16 protein-coding genes and 1 pseudogene are annotated in these 17,064 nt (G+C 64.4%); 12 read left to right on the top strand and 5 right to left on the bottom strand.

Annotation, left to right across the window (positions count from 1 at the left end):
* Positions 1–45: 45 nt before the first annotated feature.
* Positions 46–924, bottom strand: coding sequence for a tRNA pseudouridine(55) synthase TruB (gene truB, locus KUL97_RS00580; protein WP_217794757.1), 879 nt, complete (start codon positions 922–924; stop codon positions 46–48).
* Between the two features lie 84 nt (positions 925–1,008).
* Between truB and KUL97_RS00585 the strand changes: the two genes are divergently transcribed.
* Both KUL97_RS00585 and KUL97_RS00590 read left to right on the top strand, forming a co-directional pair.
* On the top strand, positions 1,009–1,761 hold the full coding sequence (locus tag KUL97_RS00585) for a queuosine precursor transporter (protein ID WP_254896027.1): 753 nt from the start codon (positions 1,009–1,011) through the stop codon (positions 1,759–1,761).
* A gap of 6 nt (positions 1,762–1,767) precedes the next feature.
* The gene (locus tag KUL97_RS00590; RefSeq protein WP_217794760.1) at positions 1,768–2,514 is read left to right on the top strand and encodes a bifunctional 2-polyprenyl-6-hydroxyphenol methylase/3-demethylubiquinol 3-O-methyltransferase UbiG; all 747 of its coding nucleotides are present in this window, start codon (positions 1,768–1,770) and stop codon (positions 2,512–2,514) included.
* An 86-nt stretch (positions 2,515–2,600) separates the two neighbouring features.
* Here KUL97_RS00590 and rpmA read toward each other — a convergent pair whose 3' ends face one another.
* Both rpmA and rplU read right to left on the bottom strand, forming a co-directional pair.
* The gene (gene rpmA, locus KUL97_RS00595; RefSeq protein ID WP_010310807.1) at positions 2,601–2,864 is read right to left on the bottom strand and encodes a 50S ribosomal protein L27; all 264 of its coding nucleotides are present in this window, start codon (positions 2,862–2,864) and stop codon (positions 2,601–2,603) included.
* A gap of 39 nt (positions 2,865–2,903) precedes the next feature.
* On the bottom strand, positions 2,904–3,257 hold the full coding sequence (rplU, locus tag KUL97_RS00600; RefSeq protein WP_010310805.1) for a 50S ribosomal protein L21: 354 nt from the start codon (positions 3,255–3,257) through the stop codon (positions 2,904–2,906).
* A 155-nt stretch (positions 3,258–3,412) separates the two neighbouring features.
* Between rplU and KUL97_RS00605 the strand changes: the two genes are divergently transcribed.
* The 3 genes and pseudogenes from KUL97_RS00605 to kaiC all read left to right on the top strand — a co-directional run bounded on the left by KUL97_RS00605 (position 3,413) and on the right by kaiC (position 6,257).
* Positions 3,413–4,288 carry a circadian clock protein KaiA gene (locus KUL97_RS00605; protein WP_217794762.1) on the top strand — a complete coding sequence of 292 codons (876 nt, stop codon included), beginning with the start codon at positions 3,413–3,415 and terminating at the stop codon, positions 4,286–4,288.
* The gene (gene kaiB / locus KUL97_RS00610) at positions 4,289–4,636 is read left to right on the top strand and encodes a circadian clock protein KaiB (RefSeq protein WP_217794764.1); all 348 of its coding nucleotides are present in this window, start codon (positions 4,289–4,291) and stop codon (positions 4,634–4,636) included.
* A 77-nt stretch (positions 4,637–4,713) separates the two neighbouring features.
* Positions 4,714–6,257: pseudogene (gene kaiC / locus KUL97_RS00615) on the top strand (circadian clock protein KaiC).
* 10 nt (positions 6,258–6,267) lie between these two features.
* On the opposite strand, the gene nblS reads toward kaiC, so the two are convergent.
* A complete protein-coding gene (gene nblS, locus KUL97_RS00620; RefSeq protein WP_217794766.1) occupies positions 6,268–8,244 on the bottom strand; it encodes a two-component system sensor histidine kinase NblS in 1,977 nt (658 codons plus the stop codon).
* A complete protein-coding gene (gene purD / locus KUL97_RS00625; RefSeq protein ID WP_217794768.1) occupies positions 8,241–9,542 on the bottom strand; it encodes a phosphoribosylamine--glycine ligase in 1,302 nt (433 codons plus the stop codon). The genes nblS and purD overlap by 4 nt, the downstream gene beginning before the upstream one ends.
* Positions 9,543–9,609: 67 nt before the next feature.
* Here purD and KUL97_RS00630 point away from each other — a divergent pair, with 67 nt between their 5' ends.
* From KUL97_RS00630 to lpxB, 7 genes are read left to right on the top strand one after another with little or no spacing between them, the layout of a single operon-like run.
* The gene (locus KUL97_RS00630; protein WP_368656043.1) at positions 9,610–10,707 is read left to right on the top strand and encodes a hypothetical protein; all 1,098 of its coding nucleotides are present in this window, start codon (positions 9,610–9,612) and stop codon (positions 10,705–10,707) included.
* Positions 10,704–11,459, top strand: coding sequence for a phosphoribosylaminoimidazolesuccinocarboxamide synthase (purC, locus tag KUL97_RS00635; protein WP_217794770.1), 756 nt, complete (start codon positions 10,704–10,706; stop codon positions 11,457–11,459). Before KUL97_RS00630 ends, purC begins: the two co-directional genes overlap by 4 nt.
* A 42-nt stretch (positions 11,460–11,501) precedes the next feature.
* Entirely contained in the window at positions 11,502–13,703 is a 2,202-nt protein-coding gene (locus KUL97_RS00640) for a BamA/TamA family outer membrane protein (protein ID WP_217794772.1), read from the top strand.
* An 8-nt stretch (positions 13,704–13,711) separates the two neighbouring features.
* Positions 13,712–14,554 (top strand): UDP-3-O-acyl-N-acetylglucosamine deacetylase, encoded by an 843-nt coding sequence (gene lpxC / locus KUL97_RS00645; RefSeq protein WP_217794774.1) that lies wholly within the window; start codon positions 13,712–13,714, stop codon positions 14,552–14,554.
* A gap of 5 nt (positions 14,555–14,559) precedes the next feature.
* Positions 14,560–15,018, top strand: a complete 459-nt coding sequence (gene fabZ, locus KUL97_RS00650; RefSeq protein WP_217794776.1) for a 3-hydroxyacyl-ACP dehydratase FabZ — start codon at positions 14,560–14,562, stop codon at positions 15,016–15,018.
* 11 nt (positions 15,019–15,029) lie between these two features.
* Positions 15,030–15,869 carry an acyl-ACP--UDP-N-acetylglucosamine O-acyltransferase gene (lpxA, locus tag KUL97_RS00655; protein ID WP_254896029.1) on the top strand — a complete coding sequence of 280 codons (840 nt, stop codon included), beginning with the start codon at positions 15,030–15,032 and terminating at the stop codon, positions 15,867–15,869.
* Entirely contained in the window at positions 15,866–17,056 is a 1,191-nt protein-coding gene (lpxB, locus tag KUL97_RS00660) for a lipid-A-disaccharide synthase (protein WP_217794779.1), read from the top strand. Before lpxA ends, lpxB begins: the two co-directional genes overlap by 4 nt.
* The last annotated feature ends 8 nt before the right edge of the window (positions 17,057–17,064 follow it).

Here is a 17,064-nt window from a genome sequence, read left to right on the forward strand (position 1 = left end):
GGAAACGAAGGAAGGGGCGACTCTGGCGGATGGCATCCGGGGCCTTCAGCCGGCGGCTTCCAGCACCAGCCGGGGTTGCAGTCTGCCGGGCTCCTGCACGCGGGCCATCCCCGCCAGGCTGCCCTCCGGGTCCACTACCACCACGGCTGCCTCGCTGGGCCAGCTGGGATCGCAGGCCTGCATGCGGCCGCAGCGCCAGCCCTGCAGCTGCTCCTCCGGCAGCGCATGCCGCGGCAGGTGCGCCAAGGCGTTGAGCGGATCCACCAGCGCCGGCAGAGGCTCCTGCTCTAGCTGCTCCAGGCTCACCGCCTGATCGAGCGAGAAGCCGAGGGCTTCGGTGCGCCGCAGGCTGGCCAGGCAGCCGCCACAGCCCAGGGCTGCGCCCAGGTCGCGCGCCAGGGCGCGGATGTAGGTGCCGGCTGAGCAGGCCACCTCCAGCTCCAGGCGGCCTTGCTCCTGGTCCCAGCCCTGCAGCTGGAGCCGCTCGATCGTTATCGGCCTGGGGGCCAGCTCCACGCTGCGGCCCTCGCGGGCCAGCTTGTAAGCGCGCTCGCCGTTCACGTGCACCGCCGATACGGCCGGTGGCCGCTGCTGGATCGTGCCCCTGAAGGCCTGCAGGGCCTGCTCGAGGTCCGCCGGGCTCAGCTGGGGCCAGGCTTGTTGCTGCAGCACCTCGCCCTCGAGGTCGTCGCTGCTGGTGCAGAGGCCCAGCTGCACCACGCCCCGGTAGGTCTTGTCGCCGCTCAGATACGGCAGCAGCCGGGTGGCGGGCCCCAGGGCGATCGGCAGCACCCCGGTGACGGCTGGATCGAGGGTGCCGCCATGGCCTACCCGCTTGAGCCCGTAGGCCCGCCGCACCCGCGACACACAGCTGTGGGAGCTGAGGCCGGCGGGCTTGTCGAGCACGAGGAAGCCGCAGGTCAAGGCAGGGGAGGCAAGGCTGGCCTGATGCTCCCATTGCGGCGTGCGCCGGCCTCGCCAGGCTTGGGAGCGTGCATGAGCGTCCAGATGGCTGCTGTTTCGAGTCCCAGCGCAGCAGTGTTGCAGCGGCGCCGGGAGCTGGCCTTTCTGGTGTTGGCCGGGCTGTTTCTCGGCACGATGGGGATGCTCAACATCCTTGGACTCACCCGCTTTCTGCAGCTGGGCCGCATCGGCTCCTGGCCGGTGGTGGTGGCGGTGGGAGCGCTCCCGTATCCGATCACGTTTCTATGCACCGATCTGATCAGTGAGATCTGGGGAGAAGAGCGCGCGAGTCAGCTGGTGTGGGTGGGGTTGTTGCTCAACGGCTGGATCGTGCTGATCCTCTGGCTGGGGGGTGTGTTGCCGGGCCTGCCCGGCGCGCCGGAGAGCACCTTCTTCGCGGTGCAGGATTTGGCCTTTGGGGCTGTGGGTGCCTCGATGGTGGCTTACATGGCTGCCCAGTTCACCGACGTGCGCCTGTTCCATTTCTGGAAGCGCTTCAGCGGTGGCCGCGCCCTGTGGCTGCGCAACAACGGCTCCACCCTGGTGAGCCAGCTGGTGGACACCTCGGCGGTGGTGCTGATCAGCCACTACGCCGCCCACGTGCTGCCGGTGAAGCCTGAGCTGCCGGTGCTGCCGCAACTGGCCAGCTTCATCGCCAGTGGGTATCTGTTCAAGCTGCTGGCGGCGTTGGCGGACACCCTGCCCTTTTATTGGCTCACGGCCTGGTTGCGGCGTTGGTTGGTGGTGCCGGGGGAGGGCAGTGAATTAGGTCCGGCTTTGGGTTCACCACTACGGTGAGCAGCCATGAGCCCTACCGCCACCCTCTCCCTCGATCACTTTCTCGCGGGAGGCTTTGATCTGCGCTGCCAGCTGGCCGACCACCTGTCCATGGAGCTGCAGGAGCTGGAGCGGCGCCTGCCCCTGGCTGTCGATGATTTGGCCGCTGCCCATCCCGGCGCTTTTGATCCGGAGCGGGCGGAGGCCTTCTATGAAACGGCCGTAGGCACCGGTCATTTGCTGGAGCTGGCTGCCTGGCACCTCAGCAGCGCCGACTACATCGCCGACACACTGAGGCTCCAGCAGCAGTTCGCCCGCGGCCACGTGCTCGATTTCGGCGGCGGGATCGGTACCCATGCCCTCGGGGCGGCGGCACTGCCCCAGGTGGAGGCGGTGTGGTTTGTGGATCTCAACCCTGAAAATCGCCGCTTCGTGGAGGCGCGCGCTGAACGCTTTGGGCTGCAGCACAAGCTCCGCTGTTTCCGGGATCTGGACGCGCCTCAGCTGCCCAGCCACTTCGACACGATCGTGTGCCTTGATGTGCTGGAGCATCTCAACGATCCGAGCGCGCAGCTGGAGCAGTTCGCCGCTCGGATGACGCCTGAGGCCACGGCATTGCTGAACTGGTATTTCTTCAAGGGGCACAACGGTGAATACCCCTTCCACTTCGACGACCCTGCACTGGTGGAGTGCTTCTTCCGCACGCTGCAGAGCCGATTTCTGGAGGTGTTTCACCCCTTCTTGATCACCACCCGGGCCTACCGGTTGCTCTGAAGCGGCACACACCCGCACACAACAAAGCCGGCGCCACGGCGCCGGCTTGAGGGCCTGAGGGTTCAGGCGATGGTTGGCAGCTGAACTCAGCCGACCGCCACGTTGATGCGCTTACGGGTGCGCAGGCCACGCTTGATGGTGTCGAAGCTCACCACGCCATCCACGAGGGCGAACAGGGTGTCGTCGGCACCGCGGCCCACGTTCACACCGGGGAGCACAGAGGTGCCGCGCTGACGGATCAGGATCGAGCCGGCGTTGACGGCTTCGCCGCCGTAGCGCTTCACGCCCAGGCGCTTGGAGTTGGAATCGCGGCCGTTGCGGGTGGAGCCGGTGCCTTTCTTATGGGCCATGGTTCAGAGGAGAGTTGGGTTGAGGAACGCTGCGGCTGATCAGGCCAGGGCTTTGCCGCCCACGCTGATGGACTTCACCATCACGCGGGTCAGTTCCTGACGGTGACCGTTCTTGCGGCGGGTCTTCTTCTTGGGGCGCATCTTGTACACGATCACCTTGGGACCGCGGCGATGCTCCATCACCTGCAGTTCCACGGTGGCGCCCTTCACGTAGGGCTGGCCCACATTGGCGGCCTTGCCGTCGTTCACCAGGAGCACGTTCTCCAGGGTGAGGGTGCTCTCGACCTCAGCGTTGATGCGGTTGAGGTCGTAGTAGCGGTTGGGCTGAACCCACACCTGGGTGCCGGAGGTCTCAACGATGGCGTAGGGACCGGTGCTGGGAGTCGTGCTCATGGCGTTATGGGCGTGGACAGGCTGACGTGAGCGACCGGAGGGACGCCCTGTCATTTCGGCCTGCCGCACGGCAATCGAAAGACAAACAATGATCTTCCCCTTTTGCCCTCCGACCCGTCAACACTGGGTGCGTTGCCAGGCCCCGATCGCGGCGGATGTCACAGCCGGCCCTCACGATTGCCTCGCTGTTGCCGGATCCGCGCGTGGAGCGGGCTTGTCGCAGCTGGCTCAAGGGTGGCCGCTATCAGTTGGAGGACCTCGGCTCTCTCGCTGATCCGATCCGAGAGCTGCAACAGCAGCGTGAACGGTTTGATGTGGTGCTGCTGCAGCAGGGTGTGCACCCGCCCGAGGTCTATGAGGAGCTGCGCCAGCAGGGCTTGCTCTTGCCTGCGGTGGTGATCGGCGAGGTGAGCGGCCGCGTGGAGTACCACGAGGCTGAAGTTCATCTCCCCCAGGACCAGCTCGAGCAGATCGCTTACAGCGTGGATGCGGCGGTGTCGCGCTTTCTGCGTCGCGGCATGCAGGCCACGTCGGCGGGGGTGGGCGAAGGGTCGGGGGCCGATACGCCCGAGCGCTGGCGTCTGCCCAATCGTCTCAAGGGGCGGCTGGGTTATCTGGGGGTCTTTTACAAACGCGATCCCTCCCTGTTCCTTCGCAATCTCCCTCAGGAGGAGCGCGAGGAGCTGCTGCGGTCGCTCAAGCGCAGCTACCGCGATGTGCTGATCGGCTACTTCCGCGATCCGGCCGCTGCCAACCAGGCGATTGAGAGCTTCGTGCACTCCGCCTTCTTCTGTGATCTACCGATCAACAAGGTGGTGGAGCTTCACGTCGATCTGATTGACGCCTTCTGGAAGCAGCTCAAGCTGGAGGGGCACAAGAACGACTTCCTTCAGGACTATCGCCTCGCCCTGCTCGATGTCATGGCCCATCTCTGTGAGATGTACCGCCGCTCGGTGCCTCCCGATTTGCCCCTTGGAGGTTCCGAATCATCCGAGGAAGCCAGCCAATCCCCATCTCAGGAGGTGATCTAGATGAGCCCGCGCAAGACCTACATCCTCAAGCTGTATGTGGCAGGTAACACGCCCAACTCGATGCGGGCGCTCAAGACCCTGCGCAACATTCTCGATACCGAGTTCCAAGGGGTCTATGCCCTCAAGGTGATTGATGTGCTGAAGAATCCGCAGCTGGCGGAAGAGGACAAGATCCTCGCGACCCCCACCCTGGCCAAGATTCTGCCGCCACCGGTGCGCCGGATCATCGGTGATCTCTCGGATCGGGAGCGGGTGTTGATCGGCCTCGATCTTCTCTACGAGGAGCTCAGCGATGAGGCTTTGAGCGAACCCTATGGCGAGGAGGAGGACCCAGGCGGATTGCTTTAGCCGCAACGCAGCAGTGCGTGATCACCCCTGTTCATTCACGAAGACCCCTCTAGATTTCCTTCAGGCCAACCCGTTCCATGCAGGACCCCTCCGCCACCAACCATGCTCTCTCCTCGGTGCAGAAGCTGCCCACCGGGATCGAGGGGTTTGATGACATCTGTCAGGGTGGCCTGCCGATCGGGCGTTCCACGCTGATCAGCGGCACCTCCGGTACCGGTAAGACGGTGTTCTCGCTGAATTTTCTTTACAATGGGATTCGGCAGTTTGATGAGCCCGGGATCTTCGTCACCTTTGAAGAGTCGCCGCTCGATATCCTCCGCAACGCCGCCAGCTTCGGCTGGAACCTGCAGGAAATGGTGGAGCAGGACAAGCTCTTCCTGCTCGATGCGTCGCCCGATCCAGAAGGTCAGGATGTAGCGGGCAGCTTCGATCTCTCCGGCCTGATCGAGCGCATCAACTACGCGATCCGCAAATACAAGGCACGCCGGGTGGCGATCGATTCGATCACTGCCGTGTTTCAGCAATACGACGCCGTGTCGGTGGTGCGCCGGGAGATCTTCCGCCTGATCGCGCGCTTGAAGGAAATCGGTGTGACCACGGTGATGACCACCGAGCGCATCGACGAATACGGCCCGATCGCCCGCTATGGGGTGGAGGAGTTCGTGAGCGACAACGTGGTGATTCTGCGCAACGTGCTCGAAGGGGAGCGGCGCCGCCGCACCGTGGAGATCCTCAAGCTGCGCGGCACCACCCACATGAAGGGGGAATTCCCCTTCACGATGGGGTCCCACGGCATCAGCATCTTCCCGCTGGGGGCGATGCGCCTCACCCAGCGCAGTTCGAATGTGCGCGTGAGCTCCGGGGTGCCGCGGCTCGATGAGATGTGCGGCGGCGGCTTCTTCAAGGATTCGATCATCCTGGCCACCGGCGCCACCGGCACGGGCAAGACCCTGCTGGTGAGCAAGTTTGTTGAGAACGCCTGCGCCAACAAGGAGCGGGCGATCCTGTTTGCCTACGAGGAGTCGCGGGCTCAGCTGCTGCGCAACGCCACCAGCTGGGGCATCGATTTCGAGCAGATGGAGCGCGATGGTCTGCTCAAGATCATCTGCGCCTATCCCGAATCCACGGCCTTGAGGATCACCTGCAGATCATCAAAACCGAGATCGGCCAGTTCAAGCCCTCGCGCATGGCGATCGATTCGCTCTCAGCGCTGGCCCGTGGGGTGAGTCACAACGCCTTCCGCCAGTTCGTGATCGGTGTGACCGGTTATGCCAAGCAGGAGGAGATCGCCGGCTTCTTCACGAACACCTCCGAGGAGTTCATGGGCAGCCACTCGATCACCGATTCCCACATCTCCACGATCACCGACACGATCCTGCTGCTGCAATACGTGGAGATCCGCGGTGAGATGGCCCGCGCCTTGAACGTGTTCAAGATGCGCGGCTCCTGGCACGACAAGGGCATCCGCGAGTTCATGATCACGGGCAATGGCCCTGAGATCAAAGATTCCTTCTCCAACTTCGAGCGGATCATCAGCGGTGTGCCCCACCGCATCAACACCGATGAGCGCAGTGAGCTGTCGCGCATCGTTCAGGGCGTCACCAGCGACGAGCGCCTGTAATCCCCAGCCTCTAGATCAGCTCCAGGCTGCGGCTGGCACGCTCGGCCTCGATGCGCAGCTCGCTGTCGTCGGCCTGCTCCAGGGGCAGATCGAACCAGAAAGTGGTGCCTACCCCCAGCTCGCTCACCATGCGCACCTGGGTGCCGTGCTTCTCGAGGATGCCGCGCACGATCGACAGACCGAGGCCCGTGCCCACTTCCGTGTGCACGGCATTCTCCACCCGGTAGAAGCGCTCAAAGATGCGCTGCTGGTCTTCGCGGGAAATCCCGGATCCGGTGTCAGCAATTTCCACCCGTAGGCGTGGCAGCGGTGCCGTGAGTGCGCAGGTGGGGCTGTCACCCGTGGCTTCGGTGCTGGGGTCGATCAGGCAGGTGTCGGGCCAGGGGTAGGCCCGCAGCATCAAGCGTCCGCCGCTGGCGGTGAACTTGAGGCCATTGCCCACCAGGTTGTCGAACACCTGCAGCAACAGATCCCAGTTGCCCCGTACCCGCGGCAGCTGCTCGTCTACCTCCAGCGAGAGCTCCACTCCCTTGTCCTGAGCATTGAGGCGGTAGTTGCGCAGGGTTTGTTCCATGGCCGGACGCAGCTCCACAGGCTCCATGCTCCAGGTGCGATCGCTCTCCAGCCGGGAGAGATCGAGCACATCGTTCACCAAGCGGGTGAGGCGATCGGTTTCGGCGTTGGCAATCGCGAGGAACTCCTTGCGGTCTTCTTCGCTCAGTTGATCGCCGAGGTCGTGGAGGGTTTCCACGTAGCTCTTGATGTTGAACAGTGGCGTGCGCAGTTCGTGCGACACATTGCTGATGAAACGGCTCTGGGCTGCATTCAGCTCCACCTCGCGGGTGAGGTCTTGCACCGTGACGGCGATGCCTTTGAGGCTCTCGCCACTCACATCCCGCACCGACTGCAGCACGATGCGCAAGGTGCGGGCTGGTTCGCCAAAGCTGCAGCGCACATCGCTGCTGTCGCGCTCCCCGCTCAGCAGCGTTTCCAGGGGCGTTTGCAGTTCCATGGCCAGCACATCCGGCAGTTCCTGCCCCACCAGCGCCCCTTCCAGCTTGCGGCCTTCCCAGCGGAACAGCCGGCGGGCGGTGGGATTCACCAGCACCACCCGGCCTTCGGCATCGAGCAGCAGGGCGCCATCGGCCATGGTGGCGATCAGCGATTGCTGCTTCACCTGGGCGGCGGTGAGCTCTTCGATGTTCGCTTCGTTGTAAGCCTCGAGCTGGGAGGCCATGTCGTTGAAGCCTTCCAGGAGTTCGCCGAGTTCACCGCCCACCGGCAGGGCGATGCGGGCTTCGAAATCGCCGCTGGCGATGGAGCGCACACCCCGAAGCAGCTCCTTCACCGGTTGGGTGATGGTGAGGGCGTTGAACACCGCCCCCAGGATCACCAGCACCCAGATCGAGATGAATACCGCCACCGTTACCTCACGGCTGAGGGCGGCGCTGGCCAGGGCGGCCTCGTTGGGGTTGATGCCCAGGGCCAGCACGCCCAGGTAGCGATCGCCGGCCACCAGCGGCACGAACACATCCGTCACCTGTCCATCCGGGCTGAGGTGCTGGCGGATCAGGGGGTTCTGGGGACGGCGGGCCAGATCGGCCGGTAGCTCTAGCCGGCGGCTGAGCAGCAGTTCACTGCCGCCGCTGCTGCCGCTGATCGGGATCCCGAGGTAGATCACCCCGTCGGGATCGGCGAAAAAGATGTAGCGAAGGCTCCGGCTCGATTTCCAGAAGCGTTCGGCCACCGCCGCCAGTTCGCGGTCGTTGCCTTCCGCCACCAGGGGGGTCACGTTGGCAGACAGCAGCAGGCCCAGATCGCGGGCGAAGCGGGTGTCGCTCATGCGCACATCCGCCTGAATGCCATTGAGGGCAAAAAAGCAGATGCCCGCCATCACCAGGCTCACCACCAAGGTGGCCGCAGCGAGCAGCTTGGTTTGCAGGCTGAATTCAGCCCACCAGCGGGCCAGCCGCTGCCACCAGCTCATCGGCTGCGCACCTGATGGCCAATGTCGCGGCGGAAGGTCATCCCCTCGAACTGCACCTGAGCCAGGCCGGTGTAAGCCCGCTCGAAGGCGTTGTCAAAGGTGTCGGCCTGGGCCACCACCGCCAGCACGCGCCCACCGCTGCTGAGGCAGCGGCCATCGGCCTGGCGCTGGGTGCCGGCATGGAACAGCTGCAGATCGTTGGCGGGTTGGAGCGTGGTGGTGATCGCATCGCCCTTGCGGATCTCGCCCGGGTAACCCTGGGCGGCGGCGATCACGCAGGCGCTGCACAGGGGGGCGATGCTTAGGGCCGGAGCCTGATCCAGGCTGCCGTTGGCACAGGCCAGCAGCACGGCCGCCAATTCAGGCCCCAGCAGGGGCATCAGCGTTTCGCATTCCGGATCGCCGAAACGGCAGTTGAACTCGATCACGCTGGGGCCGTGTTCGGTGAGCATCAGGCCCGCATAGATCACCCCCTGGTAGCGGATGCCGCGGCTGTTCAAGGCCGCCAGGGTGGGCTCCAGCACCAGCTGGCGCACCTGCTCGAGCCCCGCGGCATCGAGCAGCGGTGCCGGTGCATAGGCACCCATGCCGCCGGTGTTGGGTCCGGTGTCGCCTTCGCCGATGCGCTTGTGGTCCTGGGCGGGGGGCAGCAGCACCATGCGCTCGCCATCGGTAAGGGCGAACACCGACACCTCGGGACCGTGGGTGCGCTCCTCGAGCACCAGCGAAGCGCCGGCGCCGAAGCGGCCTTCGAAGATCTCCTCAATGGCGCTGCGGGCTTCCTCAAGCGTTTCGGCCACGGTGACGCCCTTGCCGGCCGCCAGACCATCGGCTTTCACCACCAGCGGCTTGTCCTGGGCTTCCAGGGCGGCCAGGGCCTCCTCGCGGCTGTTGGCCTTCCAGTAGCCGGCCGTGGGCACTCCGGCCTCCACCATCAGCGCCTTGGCCCACTGTTTGCTGGCCTCCAGCTGAGCGCCGTCAGCGCCGGGGCCAAACACGGGGAAGCCGGCGGCGCGAAGCTTGTCGGCCAGGCCTGCGGCCAAGGGAGCCTCCGGACCCACCACCACCAGCTCCACGCCGTGCTCCCGGCAGGCCGCCAGCAGGCCGTCGTGGTCGTGTTCAGCGATGCTGAGCTGCTGGCACCCCTCCAGCTCCTGGGTGCCGCCATTGCCGGGGCTCACCCACACCTGCTTCACGCCGTGGCTGCGGTTCAGGGCCCAGGCCAGGGCGTTCTCGCGGCCACCACCACCCACCACGAGCACGTGGGCAGGGCTCACTCCGGGGGTGGCAGTGCTCATGGGGCAGCTTGAAACGGTGTTGACTCCAGCTGACTCCCCTAGGTTGAGGCCAAGAGGACTGCCGCTGGTGCCATCCCTTCTTTACACGCCGGTGGTGACCCGCTTGAGGCTGCGTTGGGCCCTGCCGCTGTTGCTAGCGCTGACAGCCTGGCTCGGCGCCAGTCCCGCCCTGGCGCAGCAGGAGCTGTTCATCCTGCGGGTGATCGGCGGCTTTTTTGAACCCAAGGCGCCGGTGCCCGATCCCGGGCCCTCAGCCCCGCCTGTGCCCGGCAGCATGCCGGAGGTGCAGTTCCAGGAGCTGCTGGTGAAGGGCGACCTGGCGGCCCTGAACCAGGCCTGTGTGGAAGCCGATGGCTTTGGCTTCACCAAACGCCTGCAGCTGCTGCAGGCCCGCTTGTTGGCGATGGCTCCAGCGCCCCAGCCCTTTCAAACGGTGCTGGTGAATGCCAATGCCTTGCTCAGTTGCCGTGCGCCGGATGCGGCGCTGCTGGTGCTCAATCGCTTCAGTCCCGAGCCGGGGCTGGAACGGGATCAATGGTTGGTGCAGCGCTGGCGGGCGGCCCAGGCCGGACTTCACCATGGCCTGGCGGCGGAAACGCTGGAGGAGCTGGCCAAGGGCAATGCCGCCAGCTTGGAAACCCTCGCCCTACCGCTCAAGCTCCGCGACGACGGCACGATCGCCACCCGCCCAGGCCTGGATGTGTATGCCGATCATCTGTTGGTGCTGGGTCGCCGCCGTGATGCCGCCGCGGCGCTGCTGGCGGGTCAGATGCCCGGCAAGCCGATGGCCGAGCGGCTGAAGCAGGCTGTGGCGCTGCTGAACCAGATGCCCTTGCAGGAGCGTGACCAGCTGCTGGAGCGGGCGTTGGATCAGGCGGCAGCAGCGGAGGCCTGGGGTCTGGCGATTGAGCTGCTCGAGCAGCAGCGGGCCCTGCTGGTGGCGGAAGGTGTGGAGGCCAGTCGCCCCCGCGAACGCCTGGAGCGCCTCAGCCAACGGGTTGATGACGCTTACAGCGCCTGGCAGCTGGCACGGCAGGATCCTGAACAGAGTGAGCGCACCGCGGAGCTGCAGCAACAGCTGCGCAGCCCCCGTGGCCCCGGCGGTCATGCCGCCGTACTGCTCGCCACTCCCTCCACCGCTTCACCCCGTCCGCCGCAGCCATGACCAGCTACAGCCTTGGATCGCTGCTCTATGAGGGCAAGGCCAAGCGGGTGTTCGCCACCGATCAGGCCGATCTGGTGGCGGTGGAATACAAAGACGACGCCACGGCCTTCAACGCCCTGAAAAAAGCCCAGTTGGCGGGCAAGGGCGAGCTCAATTGTCAGATCTCGGCGCGGTTGTTTGAGCTGCTAGAGCGCGAAGGCATCCCCACCCACTACCTGGCGCTGCAGGAGCCCAACTGGATGCTGGTGCGTCCGGTGCAGATCGTGCCGGTGGAGGTGGTGGTGCGGAACACGGCCTTCGGCTCTCTGTGCAAGCAGATGCCAATAGAGCCGGGCACACCCCTCGATCCTCCCCTGCTCGACCTCTATTACAAGGACGACGCCTTCGGGGATCCTCTGCTCACCGATGCCCGTTTGGAGCGGTTGGGGTTGCTGACACCGGCCCAGCGCCAGGAGCTGGAGCGCCTGGCCATGGCCGTGAACAGCTGCCTGCGCCAGTTCTTCGCCGGGATCGCTCTGCAGCTGGTGGATTTCAAGATCGAGCTGGGGTTCACCACCGATGGAGCCCTGGTTGTGGCCGATGAGATCAGCCCCGACACCTGCCGGCTCTGGGATCTGCAGGTGAGTGATGCCAGCGATCGCATCCTCGATAAAGACCGCTTCCGCCAGGACCTCGGCGGTGTGGTGGAGGCCTACGGGGAGGTTCTCAAACGGGTCCAAGGCGCCTGTCCTTCACCCCGTTCGGGCAAGTAAGTTCGGCGGAATTTGCGGCTTGTCCGCACTCTTGCTGGATTCATGGTCGCCACCCCTCACGGTTTGAGCCGCGCGCTGCGCCTTCGTGGCTCCCTCGGGTTGGCCGCCATCCTGCTGGCTGGTGCTCCGGCCCTGGCCCAGGAGCAGGAGGCCGCACCATCAGCCACGCCTGAGGCGAGTCCGCCGGCGGAGAGCATCGCTCCGCCGGCCAAGCCTGAGCCGAAGGTGCTGATCAGCGAGGTGGTGGTCAAGGGCATCGAGGGCCACCCCGAGCAGGAGCGCCTCGAGATTGCCGTGTACGACGCCATGGCGACCCGGCCTGGCACCCAGGTGACCCGCAGCGAGCTGCAGAACGATCTCTCGGCGATTTACGCCAGCGGCTGGTTCTCCGATGTGCGCATCCAGCCGGTGGATGGCCCGTTGGGGGTGCAGTTGGTGGTGACGGTGGTGCCCAACCCGGTGCTCACCGAGGTGGAGCTCGAGGGCATCGGGCCGAAAACGAAGATGCCCCCCTCCCTGATCCCGGACATCTTCGCGGCCGATTACGGCAAGACCCTCAACCTCAACACCCTGCAGGCCCGCATCGGTGAGCTTCAGAAGTGGTATGCCGATCAGGGCTATTCCCTGGCTCGGGTGAGTGGTCCCACCCGGGTGAGCCCGGAAGGTGTGGTGTTGCTGCAGGTGCGCGAGGGCACCGTGGCCGGCGTGGAGGTGCAGTTCCTCAACAAGGAGGGCGAAGCCACCAACGACAAGGGCCAGCCCATTCGCGGCAAAACCAAGCCCTGGGTGGTGACCCGTGAGGTGTCGATCAAGCCCGGCGATACCTTCAATCGCCGCCAGCTCGAAGACGACATCAAGCGCCTCTACGGCACTGGCCTGTTCGGCGACGTGAAGGTGACCCTGCGCCCTGTGGCAGGGAACCCCGGCGAAGTGACCATCGTGCTCGGCATTGTCGAGCAGTCAACTGGTTCTCTCTCTGGTGGATTGGGTTACAGCCAGGCTCAGGGCGTTTTTGGTCAGGTGCAACTGCAGGACAGCAATCTGCGAGGGCGAGCTTGGGATCTGGCAGTGAACTTCACTTATGGTCAGTTTGGTGGGCTTGGGGACGTTTCTTTTACAGACCCCTGGATCAAAGGCGATAAGTACCGAACAGCCTTCAGGGCGCGAGTCTTCTTTAGCAGAGAGGTGCCTCAGATATTCCAAAGTCAAGATAATGGAACTATTAATACCGTCTCTGATGTTTCGAATGGATTCTTTAAGGCTCCTGCCAACGCAACTGCTTATAATATAAATAGCAAAAATAATCCTACGGGCACGTCGTTTGGATCAATTTCCAAGGCTGAAAAGGCTGATCCGGGTCTTAACTGGTTTGACCTTGACAACAATTCAATCGCTATTCAGCGTATCGGGGGTAACGTTCAGTTTGTGCGGCCTTTGAACGGCGGTAACCCGTTCAAGCGAGCTGTTTGGAATGTTGTTGTTGGATTTAGTGGTCAAGAAGTGACGCCATTGAACTTCGGTGGCGAGTCGATGCCTTATGGGGTCAGTACCAATGGGCTTCGTAAGGGAAGAGCTCAGGTTAAAGACGTTATCTGTATCGCTTTTAACTGCGCTTCTAAGAATCAGCTTGTCGGGGTTCGCGTGGCCGCTACGATGAACAACCTTAACGATCCTCGCAATCCAACGTCTGGTAATTTTCTCAGTCTTGGTACAGAGCAGTTTATCTCGATTGGAGAGGATTCTCCTACATTTAATCGTCTTCGCGCGAGCTACACATATTACATCCCTGTAAACTGGTTGAAATTCTACAAAGGCTGTCGGCCGAAGCCCGGGCAAAAAGAAGACTGCAAGCAGGCTTTGGCTTTTCAGGTGACCGCTGGAACAAACGTCGGACAGTTGCCGACGTACGAAGCTTTCTGTCTTGGGGGATCTAACTCGGTTCGTGGTTACTTTGATTGTGATCTGGGTGTAGGAAAGAGCTTTGGCGAGGCAACAATTGAATATCGTTTCCCGATTTTCAGTATTATCAGTGGCGAGGTTTTTCTTGACGGAGGTACTAGTTTTGGTAGCCAGGCCAATGTTCCGGGTAATCCAGGAGAGCTGTTGCTAAAGCCTGGTCAGGGCTTCTCGGTGGGTACGGGTCTGATCGTGACCACTCCTGTGGGTCCGCTGCGTTTGGAAGTGGCGAGCCGGGATTTCACCGGTCAGTGGCGTTTCAACCTCGGTGTGGGTTGGAAGTTCTGAGCAGCAGCGTGAGCATCTGGCCCAGCGATTACTCCCAGGCCTGGACCCTGGCAGCAGCGGTGGAGCGCTCCGGCGTGGGGCTCCACAGCGGGGCTACCGCGCGGCTGCGGTTGGAGCCGTTTGAGCAGCCGGGCTATTGGGTGGCCTGGCTCGATGACCCCAGTGCTCCCCCCCAGCGCCTGCATCCCGAGCAGGTGTGCGAAACCCAGCTCTGCACGGCTCTGCAGCTTGATCAGCGGCGCCTCGCCACCGTGGAGCACCTCCTGGCGGCCCTGGCTGGGGTGGGCATCACCTCAGCGCTGCTGCTGGTGGATGGCCCTGAAATTCCTCTGATGGATGGCTCAGCCCAGCCTTGGGTGGAGGCGATTGCCGAAGTGGGCCTCAAGCCTCTGGCTGCACGCGCTCAGGCGCCGGTGCTGGCTGCCCCCATCACTCTGCAGCAGGGCCAGAGCTTCGCCACGGCCCTTCCCTCGGAGTGCTTGCGGGTGGCCGCAGCAATTGAGTTTCCCCAGGCCGCCATCGGGCGCCAGCTCTACAGCTTGGAGCTCACACCCCAGGCGTTTGTGCAGGAGATTGCACCGGCGCGCACCTTTGGCTTCAAGCACCAGGTGGAGCAGCTTCTGGCGGCGGGCCTGATCAAAGGCGGCGCCCTTGATAACGCCTTGGTATGTGATGGCGACGGCTGGGTGAACCCGCCCCTGCGCTTTGCCGATGAACCGGTGCGCCATAAGCTCCTTGACCTGTTGGGGGATCTCGCCTTAGCGGGGCTGCCCCAGGCCCAGGTGTTCGCCTTCCGCGGCTCCCACGGGTTGCACACGGCCCTGGCGGCCGCCCTGGTTTCTTCGAACTGACCCCCTTGACTGCTACCCCCTCAGCAACGGCACCGGTGCTCACCAGTGAGCAGATCCAGGGTTTGCTGCCCCATCGCTATCCCTTCGCGCTGGTGGATCGGGTGATTGAGCATGAGCCGGGCAAGCGGGCTGTGGCGATCAAGAACGTGACCTTCAACGAGCCTCAATTTCAGGGGCATTTCCCGGGGCGGCCGTTGATGCCCGGTGTGCTGATTGTGGAAGCCATGGCCCAGGTCGGTGGTCTGATCGTCACCCAGATGCCGGATCTCCCGAAGGGCTTGTTTGTGTTTGCCGGGATCGATGGTGTGCGCTTTCGCCGGCCTGTGGTGCCCGGTGATCAGCTGGTGATCAGCTGTGAACTGCTCAGCCTCAAGCGCCAGCGCTTCGGCAAGGTGAAGGCTGAGGCGAAGGTGGATGGGGAACTGGTCTGCGCCGGAGAGCTGATGTTCTCCTTGGTGGACTGAGCCGCGCCGTGATGTCGTCTCTCGCCATGGAAACCAACACCGGCGAAACCAGGATTCATCCCACGGCGGTGGTAGATCCCCGCGCCCAGATCGATGCGGATGTGGACATCGGCCCCTATGCGGTGGTGGGCCCTGAGGTGTGCATCGGTGCCGGCAGTCGCATCGGCCCCCACGTGGTGCTCGATGGGCGGGTGCGGATGGGCCGCGGCAACCGCATCTTTCCCGGGGCCTGCATTGGTGCTGAACCCCAAGACCTCAAGTACAACGGTGCGTCCACCGAGGTGGTGATCGGTGATGACAACGCCATCCGCGAGTGCGTGACCATCAACCGGGCCACCCATGACGGTGAGCAGACCCGGATCGGTAGCGGCAATCTGCTGATGGCCTACAGCCATCTCGGCCACAACTGTCTGTTGGGTGACCGCATCGTGATCGCCAATGGTGTGGCGGTGGCCGGCCATGTGGTGATCGGCGATCGCGCCATCATTGGTGGCGTGCTCGGGATCCACCAGTTCGTGCACATCGGCACGATGGCGATGGTGGGAGGCATGAGCCGCATCGATCGCGATGTGCCGCCCTACGCGATCGTGGAAGGCCACCCTGGCCGTTTGCGGGGGCTCAACCGCATCGGCATCAAACGCAGCGGCTTGGCCGAGCTCGATGGCGGTGCCCAGGCCAAGCAGTTGCAGCAGGTGTGGGCAGAGCTCTACCGCAGCGACGCGGTGCTGGCCGATGCGCTGCAACAGGTGCGTCAGCAGACGCTCTTCCCGCCCGCTGAAACGCTGGTGAGCTTCCTGGAAGCGTCCATTGGTCCCGGTCGCCGCGGTCCGCTGCCTGCTGGCCGTTCATGAAGCGGCTGCTGATCAGCACCGGTGAAGTCTCCGGTGATCTGCAGGGTGGGCTACTCGTGGCTGCCTTGCGGGAGGAGGCCCAGCGGCGCCAGCTGCCCCTGGAGATTGCCGCCCTCGGTGGGGCGCGCATGGCTCAAGCGGGAGCCACCCTGTTGGCCGACACCACCCCGATGGGCTCCATTGGCCTGTGGGAAGCCCTCCCCTTGGTGCTGCCCACCCTGCAGGTGCAGCGCCGGTTGAGCCGTTGGCTGAAACGCCATCCCCCCGATGCGCTGGTGCTGATCGACTACATGGGTGCCAATGTGCGCCTGGGCCTGAAGGTGAAGCGACGCTTCCCTCGGGTGCCGATTTTGTATTACATCGCCCCTCAGGAGTGGGCTTTCCGCGTGGGGGAGGGCGGCTCGACTCGGCTGATCGGCTTCACCGATCGAATCCTGGCCATCTTTCCCGAGGAGGCGCGCTTCTATGCCGCCCGTGGCGCCCAGGTCACCTGGGTGGGTCACCCACTGCTCGATACCCTGACCGACCTTCCCAGCCGCGAGGCGGCGCGCTCCCAGCTCGGGCTGGAACCCCATGAGCGCCTGCTCCTGCTGTTGCCGGCCTCACGCAAGCAGGAGCTGCGCTACCTGCTGCCACCCCTGGCCGCTGCCGCGGCTGAGCTGCAACGCCGCTGCCCCGGGCTGCGGGTGATGGTGCCGGCGGGGCAGGCAGCCTTTGAGCCCGTGCTCGAGGCCATGCTGGCGGAGGCGGGCGTGCAGGCCACCGTGGTGCCCGCCGCTCAAGCCGATGCGTTGCGCCCCATCCTCTGCGCTGCGGCGGATCTGGCGCTGAATAAGTCGGGCACTGTGAACCTGGAGTTGGCCCTGCGGGGGGTCCCCCAGGTGGTGGCTTATCGCGTCAGCCGGCCCACCGCCTGGGTGGCCCAGCATCTGCTGCATTTCCAGGTTGATCACATCTCGCCGGTGAACCTGGTGCTGCAGGAGCGGCTGGTGCCCGAACTGCTCCAGGATGCATTCAACGCTGAGGCCGTGGTGCGTGAGGCGCTGCCGCTGCTTGATGACCCCCAGGCCCGACAACGGGTCGCCGAGGGCTATCAGCGCTTGCGTTTGGCCCTGGGGGAGCCGGGCGTCACCCGCCGTGCCGCCGCTGCCATCCTGGATGCTCTTCCTCCGGCTGCTTCCGCTTGATCAAGCGC

It is taken from the genome of Synechococcus sp. HK05, from assembly GCF_019104765.1.
GTDB lineage: Bacteria > Cyanobacteriota > Cyanobacteriia > PCC-6307 > Cyanobiaceae > Vulcanococcus.